Below are 20732 nucleotides of genomic sequence, written 5' to 3' on the forward strand. Positions count from 1 at the left end.
TTGCAAAATTTGCAAGTAACGGGCCTTTCATAGCGTTCGGTGACCCCACACGTACGACATGAGAGCAGGGAAGTACATGGAGCTGGACAAGGCACTCGACCTGATCGCCGACGTGCCGGACTTCCCGGAACCCGGTGTGTTGTTCCGGGACCTGAGTCCGATGTTCGCCGACGCCGCCGGGTTCAAGGCCGTCACCGACGCGCTCGCCGACACCGTCGATCCCGAGGCCGAGCTGCTGGCAGGCGTGGAAGCGCGCGGGTTCCTGCTGGCCGCGGCCGTCGGTTACGCCCGCGGTCTCGGCGTCGCGGTGATCCGCAAGCCCGGCAAGCTGCCCCGCGTCGCGGGCCGGGTCGATTACACGCTGGAGTACGGCACCGCGACGGTCGAACTTCCCGAAGGTGTCGTCGAGCCTGGTCAGCGTGTCGCGATCCTCGACGACGTGCTCGCCACCGGCGGCACGGTCGCGGCGACCTGCAAACTGCTGGAGGACGCGAAGGCGCAGGTCACCGGGGTTTCGGTGATCATGGAACTCGGCGCGCTCGGTGGTCGTTCCGTGCTTGAAGGGCATCGCGTGGAGGCCCTCCGGGTGTGTTGAGCGGGCGCACCCAGTGTGCCGCGAGGGGGAGCGGTTACCCTTGACGTCCGAAGGCCGCACGAAGCTGCAGGAGGTGCGGGTGAGCCAAGAGCTCGATGCCGCGGTGTCCTCGAAGGACGGCACCGAGCAGAACGGTGCGGCGCGACAGGGGGCAGCGCCGACGCCATCCGCGACGCGCCGCGTCCGAGCCCGCCTCGCCCGCCGGATCACCGCACAGCGCGCCGCACCGGTCAAACAGGTCCTCGAACCGCTCGCCGTCATCCACCGTGAGCTGCACCCGAACGCCGATCTCGCCTTGCTGCAGCGCGCCTACGACGTCGCCGAAGAACTCCACCGTGAGCAGCGGCGCAAGTCCGGCGACCCGTACATCACGCATCCGCTCGCCGTCGCGACCATCCTCGCCGAACTCGGCATGGACACCACGACGCTGGTCGCGGCGCTGCTGCACGACACCGTCGAGGACACCGGATACTCGCTGGAGAGCCTCAAGGCCGACTTCGGCGAGAAGGTCGGCGAGCTGGTCGACGGCGTCACCAAACTGGACAAGGTCAAGCTCGGCACGGCCGCCGAGGCCGAGACCATCCGCAAGATGGTCATCGCGATGGCGCGGGACCCGCGCGTGCTGGTGATCAAGCTGTCCGACCGCCTGCACAACATGCGCACGATGCGCTTCCTGCCGCCGGAGAAGCAGGCCCGCAAGGCCCGCGAGACCCTGGAGGTCCTGGCCCCGCTCGCGCACCGGCTCGGCATGGCGACGGTCAAATGGGAGCTGGAGGACCTGGCCTTCGCCATCCTGCAGCCGAAGAAGTACGACGAGATCGTCCGCCTGGTCGCCGATCGCGCGCCCTCGCGGGACACGTACCTGCGGTCCGTGATCACCGAGCTGACCGGCAACCTCGAAGGCTCGCGGATCACCGCCAAGGTCGAGGGCAGGCCGAAGCACTACTACTCGATCCACCAGAAGATGATCGTCCGCGGGCGCGACCTCGACGACATCCACGACCTGGTGGGCGTGCGGATCCTGGTCGAGGACGTCCGCGACTGCTACGCCGCGATGGGTGTCGTGCACGCGTTGTGGCAGCCGGTCCCCGGCCGGTTCAAGGACTACATCGCGCAGCCGCGTTTCGGCGTCTACCAGTCGTTGCACACCACGGTGATCGGCCCGGACGGCAAGCCGCTCGAAGTGCAGATCCGTACCTACGAGATGCACCGCACCGCCGAGTACGGCATCGCCGCGCACTGGCGGTACAAGGAGACCAAGGGCACCCACAGCAGCAACGGGGCCAACTCGGTGGACGTCGACGAGATGGCGTGGATGCGCCAGCTCCTCGACTGGCAGCGTGAGGCCGCCGACCCGGGCGACTTCCTCGAATCACTGCGCTACGAACTCGCTTCGCGCGAGATCTTCGTGTTCACGCCCAAGGGCGACGTGATCACGCTGCCGGTCGAGTCGACGCCGGTCGACTTCGCCTACGCCGTGCACACCGAGGTCGGCCACCGCTGCATCGGCGCCCGCGTCAACGGCAGGCTGGTCGCCCTCGAGCGCAAGCTCGAGAACGGTGAGGTCATCGAGATCTTCACCTCGAAGGCCGAGACGGCCGGGCCGAGCCGCGACTGGCTGCAGTTCGCCGGCTCGCCCAAGGCACGCGCGAAGATCCGGCAGTGGTTCGCCAAGGAACGCCGCGACGAGGCGATCGAAGGCGGCAAGGAGGCCATCACCAAGGAGGTCCGCAAGGTCGGCCTCCCGATCCAGCGGCTGGTCTCCGCCGAGTCGATGGGCGCCGTCGCCACCGAACTGCGGCACCCCGACATCAGCTCGCTGTACGCGGCTGTCGGCGAGGGCCACACCAGCGCGAAGCACGTCGTGCAACGGCTGGTCGCGCTCATCGGCGGTGTCGACGAGGCGGAAGAGGAGCTCGCCGAGCGCGCGACGCCGTCCACGGTCACCCGCCGACGTGGCTCGAACGACGTCGGTGTCGTGGTGAAGGGCGCCAGCGACGTCTGGGCCAAACTCGCCCGCTGCTGCACGCCGGTTCCTGGCGACGAGATCCTCGGTTTCGTCACCCGTGGCGGTGGTGTCAGCGTGCACCGGACCGACTGCACCAACGCCGACGACCTGCGGGCCCAGCCCGAGCGGCTGGTCGAGGTCGAATGGGCACCGTCGGCTTCGTCGGTGTTCCTCGTCGCGATCCAGGTCGAGGCGCTGGATCGGCACCGTCTGCTGTCGGACGTCACCAAGGTGCTCGCGGACGAGAAGGTCAACATCCTGTCCGCGTCGGTGACCACGTCGCGTGACAGGGTCGCGGTCAGCCGGTTCTCCTTCGAAATGGGCGACCCGAAGCACCTCGGCCATGTGCTGAAGGTGGTCCGAGGTGTCGAGGGCGTCTACGACGTCTACCGAGTGACCTCGGCTTCCTAACCGGTTCCGCGGGGGCTTGCCCACATCCGGGTGGTTCCGGGGGAGGCGCGCACTTAGGGTGCGGAACATGACTGACGGGTTCGAATTCACTCGCGACGGCGAGGTCGCGCGGCTGACGTTCACCAGGCCGGAGAAGATGAACGCGATCACCTACGGGATGTGGTCGGCGATCCCGGACGTGGTGGCGCGGGTGGAGGCGGACCCGGCGATCAAGGTACTCGTGCTGACCGGCGCGGGCGCGCATTTCTCGGCGGGCGCCGACATCAGCGAGTTCCGGGACCTGCGGTCCACCGCCGACGCGGCCGAGACCTACGACAAGGCCGTCGATGAGGCCGTGGCGGCGCTGACGGCGTCACGGAAGCCGACGGTGGCGATGATCCAGGGGAACTGCATCGGCGGCGGTTGCCAGATCTCGGTCGCCTGCGACTTCCGCTTCGCCGCGGAGGGTTCTCGCTTCGGGATCACCCCGGCGAAGCTCGGCATCGTCTACCACTTCGACTCGACCCGGCGTTTGGTCTCGCTGGTCGGCCCGGCGCACGCCAAGTACTTCCTGCTCTCGGGCGAACTCGTCGATGCACGGCGGGCCCGGGAGATCGGGCTGCTCAACGATGTCTTCCCGGTTGACGAGCTGGAGTCCTCGACGGCGAAGTTCGTCGAGACGCTCGCTTCGCGATCGCAGGCGTCGGTGCGCGGGATGAACCGGATCATCGAGAAGATCGTGGCCGGTCAAGAAGAATCCGACGCCGAGGTCGACGAGATCCGGCTCGGCGCCCTGCACGGTGAGGACTATGCCGAAGGTGTGGCCGCGTTCCTCGCGCGTCGGCCGCCGAAGTTCACCTACCGCTGAGGTCGAATGCCCCGCATTTAGTCCTCTGAATGCGTCCTTCGGACTTCCGGCATGTCGATGATCACCGGCTTCGGCAGGGGCGCGGTCATCACGGTGACGTTGACGCGCGCGTCCGCGGGGACGGCCGCGATCAGCTGGGTGTCGGCCATGCTCAGGAAGAAGTACGAGTGCCCGTCCGGAGCACCCGGCAGCGGCATCCAGTCGCGGATCGGACCGGTCTCCTCCAGCCGGGGTTCGGCGGGCAGGTCGAGCGTTCCGGTACTGGGCGGGAAGTCGAGCGGATCCGGCTCGGGAGTCGGCGGAGTGCGCCGCAACCATGAGCGCCGCAGCCTGAGCCCGCCGAGCAAGCCCAGCAGTACGCCGCCGATCCCGGTCGCCAGCGACGCCACGAGGCTCCCCGACGTCGCCGACGCGGCCGGGGTGACGGCCTGCGCCGGCCGGGGCGGGGGAGCGGCCGGCGCGGCGGGCAGCGGGCCGTCGATCGCGCCGCGGGCGTCGGAGGGGAGTTGCAGGACCTGCCCCGGCTGGATCGAGGCCGGATTGGTGAACGCGGTGCCGTCCGGCCGGATCCTGCCCGCGTTGAGCCGGAAGATCTCCTGGTAGCGGGCACCCGCGCCGAGGGTCTGCTCCGCGATCCGGAACAGCGTGTTCTCGTCCGGGCTCGCCGAGAACGGGACCACGAAGTACTTCACGACCGCGCCGGACGGCTGTTCCTGCGCGTGGGCGAGACCGCCCATGGAACCGCTGAACAGCACGGCGAGGACTAAACTGGTGCGAACCCGGTGAGCGGCCAAGGGTCCTCCCTTTCCGGACGGCTACTCACTACACGTGCCGACGCGGGGGAAGGTTCGAGCTGGCGACAGGTAAGTCAAACGTGCGGTCCCGGACGACCGGCTAGATTTCGTCCCAGGGGTTGCGCTCGTAGGCCTCGGTCAGGATCCGGCCGGTCTCCGGCGCGAACGGCAGGACGACGTCGTCCACCGACGCCACCGGCCAGCCGACCGACTCCGAGTTGGTCAGGAACATCGCGTCGAACCCCGGCAGATCGGCGGGACGGACCTCGCGGACCTCCTGCGGGATCCCGGTGAGCGTCAAGCCGCGCCGCACCAGCTGCTGGGTGATCCCGTCGAGCACCGGCGCCTGCGGCCAGACCACCGTGCCGCCGTCGAGGAAACCGACGTTCCAGATCGACGCCTCGCTGACCCTGCCCCGCTGGTCGACGAACAACGCGTCGTCGTAGCCGGCCATCATCGCCTCACGCGTGTGGTGGACCAGGCCGAACGTGCCGACGTGCTTGACCTCGGGCAGCACTCGTTCGTAGCGCACGGATCGCAGGCGCAACGGCGTCAGCTCGTGCTCTTTCGGTGGCCCGGTCCGGACGAGGACGTCCGGGGCCGCGGGGGCGCCGGGATCGGACCAGTCCATCGCGCGGGAGAAGATCAGCACCCGCACGGACAGCGCGTCCTCGCCCTGGACGGCCTGCCGGACGTATCGGCGCACCGCGTCGGTGTCGAGTTCGGCGGCGAACATGCGCCGGGTGCTCGTCGCGAGCCGGTGCAAGTGGGCGTCGAGGCCGCGGACCTTGCCGTCGCGGACCTGCATCGCGGTGAAATGACCGTAACCGAACGCGCCCGCCAGATCTTCCGACCTGGCGGGCGCTCCGTTGAGCTCCAGCTTCACGTCAGGGGCTGACCGTGACGCCGGTGAACTTGACCTCGGTGTTGGGCGGGCCGGTGCCGTCGCCGTTGCCGGCCTGGGCGTTGGCGCCCGCCTTGGCGACCTTGTCGAGCACCTTCAGGCCGTCGTCGGTGATGCTGCCGAAGACCGAGTACTCCGCGGGCAGTTCGGCTTCGCCGTAGACCATGAAGAACTGGCTGCCGCCGGAGTTCGGCTGCTGCGTCTTCGCCATCGCGAGGATGCCGCGGCCGTACTTGATCTCGGGGAACGCCTCGTCCGGCATCGTGTAGCCCGGGCCGCCCATGCCGCTGGCCTCGGGGTCACCGCACTGCAGCATCTGCAGGCCGGTGGTGCCGAGCCGGTGGCACTTGGTGTCGTTGAAGTAGCCCTGCTGCGAGAGGCTGATGAAGCTCTGCACGGCACACGGGGCGAGCGCCCGGTCCAGGCTCAGCGGGATGTCGCCCGCGGTGCTCTTCAGCACGACGTTGACGGTCCCGGTCGAAGAGACGCCCTTGCCTTCCGGCTTGTTCACCTTCTTCGAGGCCTGCTTGGTGGCGTCGTCCTTGAAGTCGCAGGCCACCGGGTTCGCCAGCGGCGTCGCCCGCTTGGGCAGCGGCGCGCGTTCCGTGGGGATGGTGACCTCGGGGGTCGGAGGAGCCGAGCTCGGGGAAGCGTCGGAGGCGGCGTCGTCACCACTGTTACTGCTGACGATCCACCAAACCGCGCCCGCCACGATCGCGACGACGCCGACGACCGCCACCGAGCCGACGATCTTGCGTCGCTTGGCCTTTTCGGCCCGATGCACGATCTGTCGCTCGAGCTTGCGCTTCGCGGCTTCGCGGCGCTGCTGGTTGGTCGGCACCCGCCCTCCCGGTTTCCACTCGATGTCACACGTCTGAGGTAGCGGAAGTCTATGGGCACAGCGTGTGAGACCCCCGTACAGGGGCCGCTAGGCTTGCTTGATCGTGATCAGGGCCATCCTGTCACCTGTTCGGCGGAAGATCTGAGGAGGCGTTTCGTGCTGGTTGTCGGTTTTCCGGCAGGCCCCCTCGAAGCCAACTGCTATCTGCTGGCCGCGGACGGCGGCGGGGAGTGCGTGATCGTCGATCCCGGCGAGGACGCCGTCGAGCCGATCGAGGCCGCGCTCGCCGAACACGGCTTGACGCCGGTCGCGATGCTCGCCACCCACGGCCACCCGGACCACGTCGCCTCGGCGGCCGTGATCGGCGCGCGCCACGGGATACCTCTTCATCTGGACGAGGCGGACCGGCCACTCCTGGTCCCGGACGCCGGGGAATGGAAGGACGGGATCGTGCCACTCGTCGATGGCCCGCTCAGGCTGGCCGGGCTGGAGATCTCGGTGTCCCGCACACCGGGGCACACCGCCGGTTCGGTGATCTTCGGGCTGACCTCCGCCGAGGGCGGCCGGATCGTGCTCACCGGGGACAGCCTGTTCGCCGGTTCGATCGGCCGGTCCTCCGGCGACGGCGGCGAACTCGTGCGCTCCCTCGGCGCCAAGGTGATGACGCTGCCCGACGACACCGTCGTCCTGCCGGGACACGGCCCGGCCACCACGATCGGCCGGGAACGCGCGGGCAACCCGTTCCTGGCGGGGACGGGCGTGTGATGGCCGAGCCGACCGGTACGCCGGAAACCCCCGAGCGGCTGCCGCTGTTCCACGACGATCCCAAGCTCCGCCGCAGGCGTGGCTGCTCCGGTATCGCGGGCGTCGTGATCTTCGCGGCCGCGTTCGGCGGGATCGCCGGGCTGATCGGTGGTGAGATCGCCGGGCTCGTCGTCGCCGCGGTGATCGCGCTGCCGCTGCTCTACGTCATGTTCTACAACCTGCGGCGCCGCGTCTGGCTCGAAGGCGAGACGCTCATCGTGCGGACCTGGGGCTTCCGGCGGATCGACCTGACCGCGGCCGAGCGCATCGACCTGGTGATCAGTGACGTGCGCGGCACGCGGACGGTCAGCCTGCTGGTCAACGCGGGCAAACGCCGCAAGGTGGCGAAGGTCGACCTGGCCGTCTACTCGGGCGCGGGTGGCCGGGAACTCGGCATCCTGCAACTGCGCAAGCTGGCCAACGCGCTGCTGAACAACACCGAGGCGAACGGCCTGGTGTTCTCGGAACTGCTGGTGGCACAGCTGAAGTCGGAGGCGCGCGGGGACGCGGCGGCGGAACGGCCGCTGTACCGGCTGGCTTCGGCGGCGCCCGCCGGGAAGTACATCCAGCGGTTCACGATGGAAGCGGTCAGCCGGTTCGTGGCGACACTGGACTAGTTTCCAGTTTCTCCAGCCGCGCCTTGATCTCTTCGAGCTGGTAGACGATCTCCGGCAACTCGCCCGCGGCGAAGGTCGCCAGCCGTTCGGAGTGCTTGAGCGTCGCCCGGACGTCGTCGAGCGCGGCGGCGATCTTCGGGACCGCTTCGACGGCCTCCAGTGTCGAGACGAGGACGCGCCGCGCGACGGCGGTCAGCTGTCTCGGGACGGCGAACACGGCATCGAACATGGCCCCTCCGATCACGCGGCGAACCTCGGGTGCGGCCAATTCGTACCCGACTCCGGCCCGTGATCGCGTGCGGGGCACGCCCTTTGGGAAGCCTGTGACTACAGGGACTCTTGAGGCTCCCGCGAGGCGATCAGCGCGGCCAGCACCGTCGTGACCGGCACCGCCGCGACGATGCCGACGCTCCCGGCCAGCGTCCGCACGATCTCTTGCGCGATGTCTTCCGCGCCGAGGATCGAACCGAGGCCGACACCCGAAAGCGACGTGTAGAGCAACACCGGCAACGCCGCGCCCGCGTACGCCATCACGAGGGTGTTGACCGCCGAACCGACGTGGTCGCGCCCGATCCGCAGGCCCGCGCCGTAGAGCTCACGCCAGCCGAGCGACGGGTTCGCCCGCCGGAGCTCCCACACGGCGCTCGTCTGCGTCACCGTGACGTCGTCCAGCACACCGAGCGCGCCGATCACGACACCGGCCAGCAACAGCCCTCGCGCGTCGATCCCGTGCCCGAGGGAGCCGATCAGCTGCGAGGTGCTGTCGTCCAGCCCGGTCAGCGACGCCGCGGCCGAGAAGATCGCCGAAAGGACGCCGATCAGGACCAGGCTCACCAGGGTGCCCAGTACCGCCACCGAGGTTCTCGCGGACAACCCGTGGGTCAGGTACAGCGCGATGAACATGATCGCGCCCGCGCCCGCGATCGCCACCAGCAGCGGGCTCTCCCCGGCGAGGATCGACGGCAGCACGAACAGCGCGAGGATCAGGAAGCTCAGCCCGAGCGCGATCAGCGCGGCGAGACCCTGCCAGCGGCCCAGCACGATCACCGCGAGCGCGAACAGCCCGGCGAGCAGCAGCAACGGCATCCCGCGCTGGAAGTCGACGATCTGGAACGACGCGGGGTCCGCGACGTCTCCGCCGTTGTAGGACAGCACCACCTTGTCGCCCGCGGCGAACCGCGGCGTGCTCGGCTCGATCGGAAGGGTCAGCTTCAGCGGCTTTCCGACGGCAGGACCGTCGGTCATCGTCAGTGCGCTGGTGAGACACGGTTTCGCGTCCGGCGGCGGCTCGCCGACCTGGACCTGGCCTTCGGCGAGACACGGCCCGGTGATCGTCGTGGAGATCGTGGCGTTCACCGGAGTTCCCTGGGGGAACACGCTTTTGGCCGGATCCTTGCCCCACGGGTAGAGCAGGACCATCCCGGCGACGGTCGCGACGGCGAGCGGGATCAGCAGCCACATCAACAGCTTCCGGACGCGGTGCGACGCGGGCGCCGCCGGTCCGTGGCCGTGCGAATGCCCGTGACCGGCCGGTTTCGGCTCGGGCTTCGGTTCGGGCTTGGGCTCGGCGGCGCGACGTCTGCCCGGCTCTGCCGGACGCGGCCGTTTGATCGGAGGACGCGCGCCTTCCGGCGGGGTCCGGCGCGGCGTACGGGACGTTCCGGGCGAGCGATCGGACGGAGTGTCCGTAACCCGGCGAATCGGGCCGGTGTCGTCGTCGGAGATGTCGCGGCGGTTCACCCGCACATCCTCCACAGCCCCGATCGCCGCCCGCATTCGGCCTAGCCGAAGGACTGCCTCAGATGGACGCGGCGATAGGCGGACGGCGGTGTGTCGAAGTGATCGAGGAAGGCCTGGCGAAGGGTCTCGGTCGAGCCGAAACCGCATCGCCGCGCGATCGAGGTCAGCGGGAGTTCGGTGCCGCACAACAGTTTCGCCGCGTTCTCGGTCCTCGCCGCCCGGACGTACCTGCTGGGCGTGGTGCTCAGGTGCGCGTCGAACAGCCTGGTCAGCTGCCGGGTGCTGATGCCTGCCCGTTCGGCGAGCACGGTGGTGCCGAGATCGCCGGCGAGATGTTCGGCGACGTACGCGGTGATGTCGCGGACCAGCCGGTTCTCCGGCGGCGGACCGGACAGGAACATGCTCACCTGCGCCTGGTTGCCCGGCCGCTGCAGGTAGGTGACCAGCATGCGCGCGGTCTCCCTGGCGAGGCTCGGGCCGTGATCCTCCTCGACGAACGCGAGGGTGAGGTCGATACCGCTGGTGACGCCCGCCGCCGTGTAGACGTTGCCGTCGCGCACGTACAGCGGCACCGGGTCCACGTTCACCTGCGGGTAGTTCGTCGCGAGCCGGTTCGCGAACCGCCAGTGCGTGGTCGCGCGGCGCCCGTTGAGCAGCCCGCACGCGGCGAGCACGGTGGCGCCGGTGCACACCGAGGCGACGCGACGGCTGTGCTGTGCGAGCCTGCGGATGTGGGAGACGATCCTCGGGTCCGCGGCGGCGGTCTCGTGCCCGGTGCCGCCCGCGACGATCAGCGTGTCCAGTTCACCGGTCACCTGGTCGAGCCGATGCTGCGCCTGCAAGGTCAACCCGGACTCGCAACGGATGCCGCGGCCGTCGACGCTGGCGAGCATGATCTCGTACCCGGGTTTCCCGCCGAGTTTGGACGCGACGTCCAGCACGTCCGCCGGACCGGCGATGTCGAGCATCTCGGCATTGCTGTAGCCGACGATCAACACTCGTCTGGGTGAACCCGGCATGATCGAACGCTAGCAGTACCGCCCGGCCGTCGGACGTAGTTCGCAGGAATCCGGACATCCGGCTCACCGCGGCCGCACCCCTGCGACACCGTTGTCCCATGACAGAGGACAAGAAGACCATCGCGTTCGTGGTGTACCCGGGGATGACCCCGCTCGACATGGTCGGGCCGCTGACCGTGCTGGACGGCATGGCGAGCACGGCTCAGGAGTACCGCACGGTCGTGGTCGGCGCGACGAAGGAGCCGATCACCACCGACAACCCGCTGAGGATCGCGGCGAGTCACACCTTCGACGAGGTCCCGTCACCGTACGCGCTGCTCGTGCCCGGCGGCGCCGAACCGACGCTGAAGGCGCTCGCCGACGAGCAGCTGATCGAGTACCTGCGGCAAGCCGGGGCGAACGCGGAACTCGTGACGTCGGTGTGCACGGGATCGCTCCTGCTGGGGCAGGCCGGTCTGCTGAAGGGCCGCCGGGCCACGACGCACTGGATGTTCCGCGAACTGCTGCGCGCGTTCGGGGCGGAGCCCGTCGCCGAGCGCTGGGTCGAGGACGGGAACGTGATCACCGCCGCCGGGGTGTCGGCGGGGATCGACCTCGCGCTGCACCTGGTCGAGCGGCTCGTCGGCGCCGAGATCGCGCGGACGATCCAGTTCGTCATCGAGTACGACCCGAAGCCGCCGCAGGGTCCGCTCGACTGGTCGAAGCGGCCGTACGGGGACCTCAAGCCGCTGCTGGACCACTCGGTGAACGAGGCGCTCGCCGACGAGCCCGCGTTGCGGGATCGGCTGCTCGCTCACACCGGCGGGTAAGGGGGACGGCCATCCGGGTGAGAAGCGGTAACCCTGGGGCGGTGCCGGGTTAGATTCTGCTCATCCGTCCAGGTGAAAGGTGGTTCGTGGAGTTCAAGGTGCTCGGCCCGCTCCGGGCCTCGGTCCCGTTGCCGTCGGCGGCGCAGCCCCGCCGGGTGCTCGCGGTGCTTTTGGCCAGGCCGGACGAGTTCGTCCACCGGGACACCCTCGTGGACGAACTCTGGCCCGAGGGACCGCCGTCGAGCGCCGCCGCGGTCGTGCAGATGGCGGTTTCCAAGCTCCGCAAGGCGTTGTCGCCCGGCTTGCCGGTGGACGACGCCCGGCAGCGGCTGTGGTCCGGCAGGGGCGGCTACCGGCTCGCGGTGTCGGAAGGGGAGCTGGACGCCACCGCTTTCTCCGCGCTGACCGCGGCCGCCGCGACGGCGACCGGCGCCGAGCGCAGGGCACTGCTCGAACGGGCGCTGGGGTTGTGGCGTGGCGGGGCGTTCGCCGACGTCCCGGCGGGACCGCTCGTGGAGGCGCACGTCCTGTGGCTCGAGGACCAGCGGTTTTCGGCACTGGGCAAGCTCGTCGAGCTGGAGCTCGCGGCCGGTGACCACAAGGCGGTCGCCGACCGGCTCGGCCCCGAACTGGCCGCCCGGCCGGGCGACGAACGCCTCGCCGGGTGGCTGGCCGAGGCGCTCCACGGGCTCGGGCGGCGGGACTCCGCGCTGGCCGTCCTCGATCGATGCCGTCACGCGCTGTGGGAACACGCCGGGATCTCACCGGGGGAGGACCTGCTCGAGGTCCACCGCCGCATCTCCGGAACCGGTTGGTCGGCGGGTGGCTCGCCGTGCCGCCTTCCGCCCGCGACGCCGGATTTCACCGGCAGGGCCGGGGAACTGACGGAGGTGGGACGTGCGCTGAGAGGTCCCGCGCCCGTCGTGCTGCACGGCGCGGCGGGAGCGGGCAAGAGCGCGCTGGCCGTCCAGGCCGCTTGGCGGGTACGCAAGCGGTTCCCGGACGGTCAGCTCGTCGCCGACCTGCGTGAACCCGGCGACGTACTCACCGGATTTCTCCGCGCCCTCGGCTTCGCGGAATCGGAACTTCCCGCCGACCGGGACGGGCTGATCTCGTTGTGGCGGAGCCATACCGCGGACAAGCGGCTGCTGGTGATCCTGGACGACTGCCGGTCCGAGGCCGAGGCGCGGCCGTTGCTGCCGAACGGCCCCGGCTGCGCGACGATCGTCACGACGCGGCGACGGCTGGCCGGGCTCGCCGGCGCCAAACCGGTCGAGGTCGGCCCGCTGTCCGCCTCGGATTCGCTGACGCTGCTCGGCGAGATCGCCGGGGAGGACCGGCTGTCCGCCGAAACCGACGCCGTCCGCCGGGTGCTGGCCTGCTGCGACGGGCTCGCGCTGGCTGTCCGGGCGGCCGGTGTGAAGCTGCTGCAACGGCCGAGACTGAGCATCGCGGAGTTCGCGACGCGCCTGGAGAACGAGCGACTGCGGCTCAACGAACTGGCCGCCGGTGACCTCGCCGTCCGCCCGGTTCTCGCCGATGCCCTCGCCGAGCTTTCGCCGCGGCAGCGAAATTCGTTGCGGCTCCTCGGTTTCCCGGGTGCCGCCGACATCGCCGACTGGTTCGCGACGGCCCTGCTGGGCTGTTCGCCCGGCGAGGCGGCCGAACTGCTCGACGAACTGGTGGACGATCACCTGCTCCACGTCGAGCAGGATCGGTCCGGCTTCCTCCGGTACCGGTTGCCCGGACTGGTCCGTCTCGCGCTCCGCGAACCCCCGGCGCCCGGAGCCCTCAAACGCGCGCTGACGGTCACGGCGGCTTTGGCCGAACACGCTTCCGCCGCGCTCGACGCCGAGTACCCGCCCGCTCGCCGCGCGGATGTCCCGGCGGCGGTTTCGGACCGCGTCGCCGCCGATCCGATCGGCTGGCGCGCGACGGAAACCGCCAACCTCGCACTCGCCGTCCGAACCGCGAAAAACCACGGCTGGACCGAGTTGGCCGCGCGGCTGGCCGAGGCCTACAGCGACCTCGTCGGCCCCAGGAACGGTGGTTCGCCCGCGCTTGTCGGGTTCGGCATCGTGCGCGATCGCGTCGATCTCCCGGCGGAGGCGGAGAAACTGCTGAAGCTCGGCCACTCCCATGCCGATTCGGGGGATCTGGCGCGGGCGAGGACGTGTTTCGCGTTGGCGGAGGGCCGATTCCGCTCCTCGGGTGATCAACGGGGGACCGGTGCCGCGCTCGTCGCGCTCGCCGACGTCGACGCGGACTCCGGCCGGACCCGATCGGCGGTCGAAGCGCTGCGGGAGGCGCTGGACCTGTTGCGGGACTGCGGTGACCTCGCCGGGCAGGCGATGGCGTCGGCCCAGTTCGGCTCGCTGTGGGACGACCTCGGCGACTTCCGGCGGGCGACGGAATGCTTCGACGCGAGCCTGCTGCTTTCACTCCACTGCGAGGACGGGCAGCAGCACGACAGATCCGCCAAGCGGTATGCCGACGTCCTGCGACGGCACGGCCGCGTGGACGAGGCCGGCGAACTGCTGACGAGCGCTCTGATCGGCACCCGGAGTTCGCGTGAGCGGCATTGGGAGGCGCACGTCCTTCGCAGCTTCGGCGATCTCCACGCGAGAGCGGGAGACCCGGAGGAGAGCGAACGATGCCTATCGCGGTCACTGGAGCTGTTCGAGCATGTCGGGCACCGGCACGCCGCCGCGTACACGCATCGGAGTTTCGGCGAATCCCTGCGCCTTGCGGGCGAGCACGTCCGGGCCGCGGAGCACCTGGGACTCGCGATGACCACGTTCCGCGAACTCGGTGACCGCCGGGGTGGCGGATACACCTTGCTCAGTTTCGGGCGTCTCCGCGCGGACGAAGGTGTCGCGACCGAAGCGGCCGAGGGGCTCCGCACGGCGGCGGGGCTGTTCCGGGAGCTGGGATTCCCGGTGTGGGAATTGCGTGCGCTCAAGGATCTTTCCGCCGTCGACAGTGACGGACGGCAGCGGGATCGTGCTCGTGAAGCTTTGACGAAGATCGGATTCGGAGCGGGCCGGGGCTAGTCCCGCGCGGGATCGCGGGCGGTGGCGTTTGGCGAACTTATGGGGACGGCGTGTTGACTCCTGCTCGGTTGAGAGACTTCGCGCCGTCCCGGAATCGTGGAACTGGGGGTGACGGCGCGTGCTCGTGGCCGGGTGACGCCTTCCGAGGGCAGGAGGCGTCACCCGGTTCGACTAGGCCGTGTCCTGCAAGTCTTGTTCGCGGTCTTCGCGCCCAGGCGGCCCCTGACGGCACGGGCGGATGCGGCCGAGTACGACCCGGTACGAGGCCGATCCGCCCGCACCGCCAGGAACCACCTGGATCACGAAGCCCATCGAACAGACTTACAGGACACGGCCTAGGCGACGACGTGCAGGATCGCCTCCGCGTCGTCGAGGATCGCTTGGTCGAGCGGATAGTAGCCCTGCCGCGGAACGGGATCGGTCCGGACGCGGGCGGAGGGGATCTCGGAGGCGGGGAGCAGACTCCAAGCCGTGGTGACGTGCTTCTGCAGGAACCCTTCGTAGGTATCGGCCTCGGGCTCCTGAAGCGCGATGGCGTCGCTCCGGCCGAGGCTCGTCGCGACGAAGGTGTAGCGATCGCCGAGCAGCGGCGCCACCAGCGCGCCCGCGGGGAACCAGTGGGTCTCCGTCCCGGCCACCCGCATCGTGCTCGGCTGGCGTCGCAGGTGGAGATTGTGGGCGAAGACCAGCGTCCGGCCGCGATCGGCTTCGGCGGCCCGGATGTCCAGCAGATTTCGTGCCATGATGGCGTCCCTGACGGCGCTCAGGGGTGCGTAGCGTTCTTGCGGCTCAAGAGGTTCGGCGCATTGCCGGTGGTAGCGCAGCAGATCGATGCCCGCCATGAGGTGGATCTCCGCCCTCGCCCACGCTTCCGTGACCGGCTTGCGGGATCGGAGCGCGGCGTGCAAGTCGGCCGCGATCGCGCGGAGCCGGTAGGCGTCGGCCGTGGCACCGACCGAGGAAGCCGCGTCCAGGACCGCCTCCGTCCGGCCCCAACGCTCGTCATCGCCCGCCGGGCCCGCGATGTCCACGTCGAGGCCCAAGAAGTCGCGGGCGTACTCGAGATAGCGCCGAGGGCTGGGCGCGGAGGTGTTCTCGGTCTGGGTGTCGAAGCCGTGGAACGAAAGTCGCTCTTCGGGCGGGTGGTTCTCGTTGTACTCGCGCATCCACGCGATCAGCCGTCGGTTCGCGTCCAGGCCGCCGAAGGTGTGCGTGAAGCCTTCGCTCATCGCGCTGTCGAGGGTGCCGGTGCCGTCCCGGACGAAGTCGTTCGCGACGAGCGCGGCCACACGATCGGTTTCGAGGGCGATCGAGCGGAAGCCGCGATCGACCAGCTGGGCGAACAGCTCGTTGCGGACCTCCGCGAACACCGGGGTCGCGTGCGTCGGCTCGCCCAGGCCGAGCAGGTCGCACGAGGGGGTCACGAAGTCTCGGATGTCTTGACTCATGAGGTTCAAGCGTATCGTTGATACAACGGTTGAAGCTTTGAACGAGGTGGGCTGGGGCAGGGGCACGAAAGCTTCAAAGCGGTGTCAGGGATGGTCTGGGCCTCGTGAGTGGCGGTTCGGGTTCTGGTGGCCCTGTATTTGCCTGCCTACGCGTGACCAGGGCGAAGGTGAAGTGGCAGCGGCGGCGCGGTCGAGCGTGGAGGAATCGAGACGTCGAGCGTCACGGACCGCCGATCGGAGTGGTGCCCCTCGCCCGGCTCCGCAACATTTCCACTTCCGAATAACTCGACCCCATTCCTTTCTTGCGCTATAAACTTAAAGAACCCTTCGCGCGCGAAGCTGCTTCGCTCGCGAAGCAGCACTTCGCAGGAATGCGCGAGCGCAAGTTATCAGCAGTTGAGGTGAATTACCGCGTGGCAATCACTGCGCGGCCGGAGTTCGGCCCTACTTTGGCCCGCATGGTTGAGAAGGATTCGACGGCGCGGACCCGGGAACTGGGCCACCGCATGAAGGCGTTCCGGCAGCGCAGGCACTTCAGCGGAGCCGACGTCAGCCGCCGTAACGGCTGGTTGCAGAGCAAGGTCACGAGGTGGGAACAGGGGCTGCGCGAGCTGTCCGTGGTGGACGCGGCGCTGTATCTCGCGACCTGCGGCGAGGCGGAGCCCGAGCGTGACCTGCTGCTGGAACTGACGCAGCCGGGCAGTGACCTGTACTGGGTGCGACCGTACTTCGACGAACTCGTCGATCCGATGAAATCCCTGGCTATCCAAGAGAATCTCGCGCATACGGTGGTGCGCTACGAGTCGTTGACGCTCCCCGGGCTGCTGCAGACCGAACAGTACGCCCGCACCTCCTACGAACTGATCGGCAACCGCGGCCAGGCCCAGCTGGAGCAGGCCGTGAACGCCCGGATGGAGCGGCAGAAGCTGCTGCGGCGGGACCGTCCGCCCCAGTGCCGGTTCTACGTCCACGAGCGTGCGCTGCGGTCGGTCATCGGCGGGCCGCGGATCATGCACGAGCAACTGCTCCACCTCGTCCTGTCGGCGAACCTGCCCTATTGCTCCATTCGTATCGTCCCTGAAAGCAACGAAGTGAGCAGAACAATCGAGAGCTCCTTCACCATCATGGAATTCACGGAACATCCGGCGGTGGTGTACACGGATTCCTACGCGGCCGGAGTGTTCATCGACGACCGGGTGGCGGTCGAGGCGTACTATTCGCTTGTCGCGCGACTGGAAAGCGATACCCTGACCGCGGAGAGGTCGCGCCAAATGCTCGCCGAGTGGGCGGACCGGTACGACCGGATGGACGAATGACCCGATCGGGGTTTCCCGCCGCCTCTTCGCGGGGTAATCCTTCCTGGTAGCCGAAGAGGAGGAGTTCGTGGTGACGAAGACGCAGGACGGCGCCCCGGTGGCCGAGGCGGAGATCGAGCGGAAGTACGACCTGGCGGCCGACAGGCCCATCCCGCCGCTGGTCCCGGCCGGTCCCGTGACGAACCAGGCCGATCCGAGGATCGACGTCCTCGATGCCACGTACTTCGACACCGCCGACTTCCGGCTCGCGCAGGCGGGCATCACGCTGCGGCGGAGGCTCGGCGGGAGCGACGAGGGCTGGCACCTCAAGCTCCCGGTCAGCGAGGACAGGCGCGAGGAACTCCGCCTCCCGCTGTCGGGCAAGCCGGACAAGGTGCCCGGCGCGCTGGCGAGACTGGTCCGCGCGCGCACTCTCGGCGCCAAACTCGTCCAGGCCGCGCACCTGCGCACCGAGCGGACTTCGTACGCCCTCCTCGACGCGGAAGGCCGTGAGGTCGCGACGCTGACCGACGACGTCGTCACCGGCGAGGCGGGCGGGGAGAAGGCGCACCTCGACCGCTGGCGGGAGATCGAGATCGAACTTTCGCCCGGCACCGATCCCGACGTGCTCGACAGCCTGGACCGGGCCGTCGTGAACGCGGGCGCGAAGCGGTCGAGGTGGCCGTCGAAGCTCCGGCGGCTGACGGACGAGCTCGTTCCGTCGGCCGCGGGCGCGTCCGGTTCGGTACTGGCGGACTACTTCGCGGAGCAGCTGGACGCGCTGCGCCGCAACGACATCGGGGTTCGCCGGGACGTCGAGGACTCGGTGCACCAGATGCGGGTCGCCGCCAGGCGGCTGCGGAGTGCGCTGAAGACGTTCCGGCGTTCGCTCGACGCCGACGTCGCGAACGGGCTGGCCACCGAGCTGCGGTGGCTCGGTGGCGAACTCGGGCCGGCGAGGGACAACGAGGTGATGGCGGAGCGGCTGCACGAGGAGGTCAAGGCGCTTCCGTCCGAGTTGGTACTCGGCAACGTCGGGCAGCTGATGACGCGGCACTTCTCGCGCGAGGCCGAAGAGTCCAAGGCCCGGGCCATCCGGGCGCTCGACAGCAGGCGGTACACAGATCTGTTGCGGGCGCTGGAAAAGCTCGTCGCCAAGCCCAAGAAGATCAAGGACGGTAAGAAAGAGCTGCGCAAGGCGGTCGCACGTTCGGACCGGAAGCTGCGCGACGCGGTCGCGGTCGCGGCGGCCTTGCCGCCCGGTCTGGAGCAGGACGCCGCGTTGCACGAGGTGCGCAAGAAGGCCAAGCGCGCCCGGTACGCCGCGGAGACGGTCCAGCCGGTGACAGGGAAGAAGCTTCGAAAATGGCGAAAGAACGTCAAGGCGGTGCAGACCACTCTCGGTGTCTATCACGACGTCGTGGTCACCCGGGAGGTCTTGCGGCTTCTCGGCCTCCGCGCCTACGCCGAGAGTGAAAACGCTTTCACTTATGGCCTCCTGCATGGTCGTTCGGTCGCCACGGCCGAGGCCGCGCACCGGCGTTTCGCCGGAGAATGGCAAACGGTGCGTAAAGGTTCCCGCCCGAATTGGCTTCGATGAGGTACCGGGGTTGACCTCTCGCCGCCGCTGAGTACCGTCAGTGGGAACTTGGTGGTCTGGAGAGAGGCGCCCCCATGTTGCCTGGCCAGCGCGTACCCGGCGAACCGCAGCCCCTGGCCGTGACCACCACTCGCCGCAAAGACGGCGTCGTCATCCTCACCGCCGTGGGGGAGATCGACGCGGCCACCGTCGGCCGGTTCCGCGTCGAACTCAGCGGTGCTTGCGTCACGGAAAAGCACGTGATCCTCGACCTTTCCGGCGTCGGTTTCCTCAGTTGCGCCGGATTGCACGCGCTGGAAGAGGCCAATGCCGCGTCACGGCGGCTCTCGGTGATCGTGAAGACAGCCTTGGTGTCGCGGATTCTGGACGTCAGCGGGGTCGGAGCCGACCTCGACGTCCGGTGGGACGTCGAGGACGTCCACATCTAGCCGTCGAGTTCGACCTCGTCGGCGGCGACGTCCGGCAGCAGGCCACGCCAGCGCGGATTGCGCAGGCAGCCCCCGTCGGTCCAGCCGCCGAAGACGACCTCGCCGACGATGGTCGGCCGCGACCAATGCGCGTCCCGCGCCTGTTTGTCCGGTACGGAGCGGAACGGGGATGTCTTGCGCTCCAAGCGGAACAGCCGCCGTGACAGCTCCTCCAACTCGTCGCCCGCGAAGCCGACGCCGACGTTTCCGATGTACCGCAAGCCATCCTCGTGCGGGACGCCGAGCAGCAGCGAACTGAACGTGCCCGCCCGGCTGCCGCCACCCGGCCGCCAGCCGCCCAGCACCACCTGCTGGACCCTGGCGCCGGTGATGGAAAGCCATTCCCCGGTACGCCTTCCCGGGTGGTACGCGGAGTCGGCGCGTTTCGCGAGGACGCCGGCGAGCCCGTGTTCGCGGGCCGCCCGTGCGACCGCGCCACCGTCGCCGCGGTAATACCGGGGGACCTGCCAATGCGGTCCGGCGAGACCTAGTCCTTCGAGGAGTTCTCGACGTTCGACATAGGGCGACTCGACGCAGGAGCGGCCGTCCAGATGCAGCAGGTCGTTCACCAGGTAGAACGCCGGAAACCGGGGGACGAGCCGTTTCGCGGAACTCTTCGTGGCCCGCGCGCGGTGGCCGAGCCCGTCCGGACTCGGCTTCCCACCGTCGAAGACGACGATTTCCCCGTCGAGAAAAGCATCGGCGGCACCGAGTTGCTCGCCCAGCCCGCGGAATTCGGGGTACAGCCCGGTGACGTCGTCGCCCGAATCGTCGTAGGCGGTGATCCGGCCGCCGGACACCCGGATCAGGGTGCGGCGCCCCGACCAGTCGAATTCGTAGGCCCATTCCGCGTCTTCGCCGGTCGAGGGAAGGCGCCCCGGTCTGGTCAGCATCGGAGCGAGGAACGGAGGCAGTTCCGTGCGGCCGGGATCGGCCGGATCGAGTCGTTTGAGCAGCCAGCCGCGGTCGTTCCCGTCCTTCTTCACGTTCAGGAACAGATATTTCCCGCGCGCCCGTTTCCCGTGGAAGACGATCTCGACCTTGTGGTCGTTGAAGTGCAGCGTTTCGTACCGGCCGGTGTCCCAGATCGTCATGGTGCCGCCGCCGTATTCACCGGCCGGAATCTCGCCTTCGAAGGTGAGATAGTCCATCGGGTGGTCCTCGGTGTGCACGGCGAGGCGTTCGAGATCCGGTGACATCGGCAGGCCTTTCGGCACCGCCCAGGAGACCAGCACCCCGTCCCGTTCCAGCCGGACGTCCCAGTGCAGGCTGCTCGCGTGGTGTTCCTGGATGACGAAGAGATCGTTCGCCCCCGCCGGGGTTCCGCCGTCCCCATCGCGTTCCGGAATGGGTTCGGGAGTCCGTCCCGGTTTGCGCTTACGGCGGTATTCGCCGAGTTTCTCCGCCATGGTCGGCCAGCGCACCCCTCTCCGGATCCGTTCACGCAAGCCTAGCGCCGTTCACGGTCCGGACGGGTGAC

Annotated in this window: 18 protein-coding genes; 10 read left to right on the plus strand and 8 right to left on the minus strand. The window is 69.2% G+C overall.

The genetic code is table 11. The annotated features are described in order from the left end of the window. Positions 1-76 precede the first annotated feature (76 nt). From ACLJPX_RS16515 to ACLJPX_RS16525, 3 genes are all read left to right on the plus strand, one after another. The gene (locus ACLJPX_RS16515) at positions 77-595 is read left to right on the plus strand and encodes an adenine phosphoribosyltransferase (RefSeq protein ID WP_410601323.1); all 519 of its coding nucleotides are present in this window, start codon (positions 77-79) and stop codon (positions 593-595) included. A gap of 79 nt (positions 596-674) precedes the next feature. Beyond that, a complete protein-coding gene (locus tag ACLJPX_RS16520) occupies positions 675-3014 on the plus strand; it encodes a RelA/SpoT family protein (RefSeq protein ID WP_410600856.1) in 2340 nt (779 codons plus the stop codon). 67 nt (positions 3015-3081) lie between these two features. Beyond that, on the plus strand, positions 3082-3861 hold the full coding sequence (locus tag ACLJPX_RS16525) for an enoyl-CoA hydratase/isomerase family protein (protein ID WP_168214302.1): 780 nt from the start codon (positions 3082-3084) through the stop codon (positions 3859-3861). Between the two features lie 17 nt (positions 3862-3878). Here ACLJPX_RS16525 and ACLJPX_RS16530 read toward each other — a convergent pair whose 3' ends face one another. The 3 genes from ACLJPX_RS16530 to ACLJPX_RS16540 form a co-directional block, all read right to left on the minus strand. Continuing rightward, positions 3879-4616 (minus strand): LysM peptidoglycan-binding domain-containing protein, encoded by a 738-nt coding sequence (locus tag ACLJPX_RS16530; protein ID WP_410600857.1) that lies wholly within the window; start codon positions 4614-4616, stop codon positions 3879-3881. 139 nt (positions 4617-4755) lie between these two features. Then, positions 4756-5541, minus strand: coding sequence for an aminotransferase class IV family protein (locus tag ACLJPX_RS16535; RefSeq protein WP_410600858.1), 786 nt, complete (start codon positions 5539-5541; stop codon positions 4756-4758). A gap of 1 nt (position 5542) precedes the next feature. Then, positions 5543-6400 (minus strand): peptidylprolyl isomerase, encoded by an 858-nt coding sequence (locus ACLJPX_RS16540; RefSeq protein WP_410600859.1) that lies wholly within the window; start codon positions 6398-6400, stop codon positions 5543-5545. Positions 6401-6556: 156 nt separating this feature from the next. On the opposite strand from ACLJPX_RS16540, the gene ACLJPX_RS16545 reads away from it, so the two are divergent. Then, positions 6557-7165: an MBL fold metallo-hydrolase gene (locus tag ACLJPX_RS16545; RefSeq protein WP_410600860.1), complete on the plus strand. Its 609-nt coding sequence runs from the start codon at positions 6557-6559 to the stop codon at positions 7163-7165. Further along, positions 7165-7821, plus strand: a complete 657-nt coding sequence (locus ACLJPX_RS16550; protein WP_101607372.1) for a hypothetical protein — start codon at positions 7165-7167, stop codon at positions 7819-7821. Before ACLJPX_RS16545 ends, ACLJPX_RS16550 begins: the two co-directional genes overlap by 1 nt. Here ACLJPX_RS16550 and ACLJPX_RS16555 read toward each other — a convergent pair. The 3 genes from ACLJPX_RS16555 to ACLJPX_RS16565 all read right to left on the minus strand — a co-directional run bounded on the left by ACLJPX_RS16555 (position 7793) and on the right by ACLJPX_RS16565 (position 10580). Beyond that, positions 7793-8050: a hypothetical protein gene (locus ACLJPX_RS16555; protein ID WP_410600861.1), complete on the minus strand. Its 258-nt coding sequence runs from the start codon at positions 8048-8050 to the stop codon at positions 7793-7795. The two genes, ACLJPX_RS16550 and ACLJPX_RS16555, sit on opposite strands and share 29 nt — an antisense overlap. A gap of 98 nt (positions 8051-8148) precedes the next feature. Then, positions 8149-9561: a YibE/F family protein gene (locus ACLJPX_RS16560; RefSeq protein WP_410600862.1), complete on the minus strand. Its 1413-nt coding sequence runs from the start codon at positions 9559-9561 to the stop codon at positions 8149-8151. A 41-nt stretch (positions 9562-9602) separates the two neighbouring features. After that, entirely contained in the window at positions 9603-10580 is a 978-nt protein-coding gene (locus ACLJPX_RS16565) for a GlxA family transcriptional regulator (RefSeq protein WP_410600863.1), read from the minus strand. Between the two features lie 98 nt (positions 10581-10678). Between ACLJPX_RS16565 and ACLJPX_RS16570 the strand changes: the two genes are divergently transcribed. Together ACLJPX_RS16570 and ACLJPX_RS16575 are read left to right on the plus strand one after the other, a co-directional pair. Further along, a complete protein-coding gene (locus ACLJPX_RS16570) occupies positions 10679-11389 on the plus strand; it encodes a DJ-1/PfpI family protein (protein WP_410600864.1) in 711 nt (236 codons plus the stop codon). 86 nt (positions 11390-11475) lie between these two features. Beyond that, a complete protein-coding gene (locus ACLJPX_RS16575; protein ID WP_410600865.1) occupies positions 11476-14442 on the plus strand; it encodes a BTAD domain-containing putative transcriptional regulator in 2967 nt (988 codons plus the stop codon). Positions 14443-14777: 335 nt separating this feature from the next. Here ACLJPX_RS16575 and ACLJPX_RS16580 read toward each other — a convergent pair whose 3' ends face one another. Next, entirely contained in the window at positions 14778-15890 is a 1113-nt protein-coding gene (locus ACLJPX_RS16580; RefSeq protein ID WP_410600866.1) for an erythromycin esterase family protein, read from the minus strand. A 302-nt stretch (positions 15891-16192) separates the two neighbouring features. Here ACLJPX_RS16580 and ACLJPX_RS16585 point away from each other — a divergent pair, with 302 nt between their 5' ends. The 3 genes from ACLJPX_RS16585 to ACLJPX_RS16595 all read left to right on the plus strand — a co-directional run bounded on the left by ACLJPX_RS16585 (position 16193) and on the right by ACLJPX_RS16595 (position 19213). Continuing rightward, positions 16193-17206, plus strand: a complete 1014-nt coding sequence (locus tag ACLJPX_RS16585) for a helix-turn-helix domain-containing protein (protein ID WP_410600867.1) — start codon at positions 16193-16195, stop codon at positions 17204-17206. A gap of 67 nt (positions 17207-17273) precedes the next feature. Further along, positions 17274-18785, plus strand: a complete 1512-nt coding sequence (locus ACLJPX_RS16590) for a CHAD domain-containing protein (RefSeq protein WP_410600868.1) — start codon at positions 17274-17276, stop codon at positions 18783-18785. Positions 18786-18859: 74 nt separating this feature from the next. Then, positions 18860-19213, plus strand: a complete 354-nt coding sequence (locus ACLJPX_RS16595; RefSeq protein WP_101607380.1) for an STAS domain-containing protein — start codon at positions 18860-18862, stop codon at positions 19211-19213. Here ACLJPX_RS16595 and ACLJPX_RS16600 read toward each other — a convergent pair. Continuing rightward, positions 19210-20676 carry a DNA polymerase ligase N-terminal domain-containing protein gene (locus ACLJPX_RS16600; RefSeq protein ID WP_410601324.1) on the minus strand — a complete coding sequence of 489 codons (1467 nt, stop codon included), beginning with the start codon at positions 20674-20676 and terminating at the stop codon, positions 19210-19212. The genes ACLJPX_RS16595 and ACLJPX_RS16600 overlap by 4 nt on opposite strands. Positions 20677-20732 lie beyond the last annotated feature (56 nt).

This window comes from Amycolatopsis sp. lyj-90 (assembly GCF_046549035.1).
Classification (GTDB): domain Bacteria; phylum Actinomycetota; class Actinomycetes; order Mycobacteriales; family Pseudonocardiaceae; genus Amycolatopsis.

Coding starts and splice junctions, on each gene's coding strand:
- ACLJPX_RS16580 (WP_410600866.1), bottom strand. CDS start 15,890: ATGAGTCAAGACATCCGAGACTTCGTGACCCCCTCGTGCGACCTGCTC.
- ACLJPX_RS16525 (WP_168214302.1), top strand. CDS start 3,082: ATGACTGACGGGTTCGAATTCACTCGCGACGGCGAGGTCGCGCGGCTG.
- ACLJPX_RS16515 (WP_410601323.1), top strand. CDS start 77: ATGGAGCTGGACAAGGCACTCGACCTGATCGCCGACGTGCCGGACTTC.
- ACLJPX_RS16555 (WP_410600861.1), bottom strand. CDS start 8,050: ATGTTCGATGCCGTGTTCGCCGTCCCGAGACAGCTGACCGCCGTCGCG.
- ACLJPX_RS16550 (WP_101607372.1), top strand. CDS start 7,165: ATGGCCGAGCCGACCGGTACGCCGGAAACCCCCGAGCGGCTGCCGCTG.
- ACLJPX_RS16595 (WP_101607380.1), top strand. CDS start 18,860: ATGTTGCCTGGCCAGCGCGTACCCGGCGAACCGCAGCCCCTGGCCGTG.
- ACLJPX_RS16565 (WP_410600863.1), bottom strand. CDS start 10,580: ATGCCGGGTTCACCCAGACGAGTGTTGATCGTCGGCTACAGCAATGCC.
- ACLJPX_RS16570 (WP_410600864.1), top strand. CDS start 10,679: ATGACAGAGGACAAGAAGACCATCGCGTTCGTGGTGTACCCGGGGATG.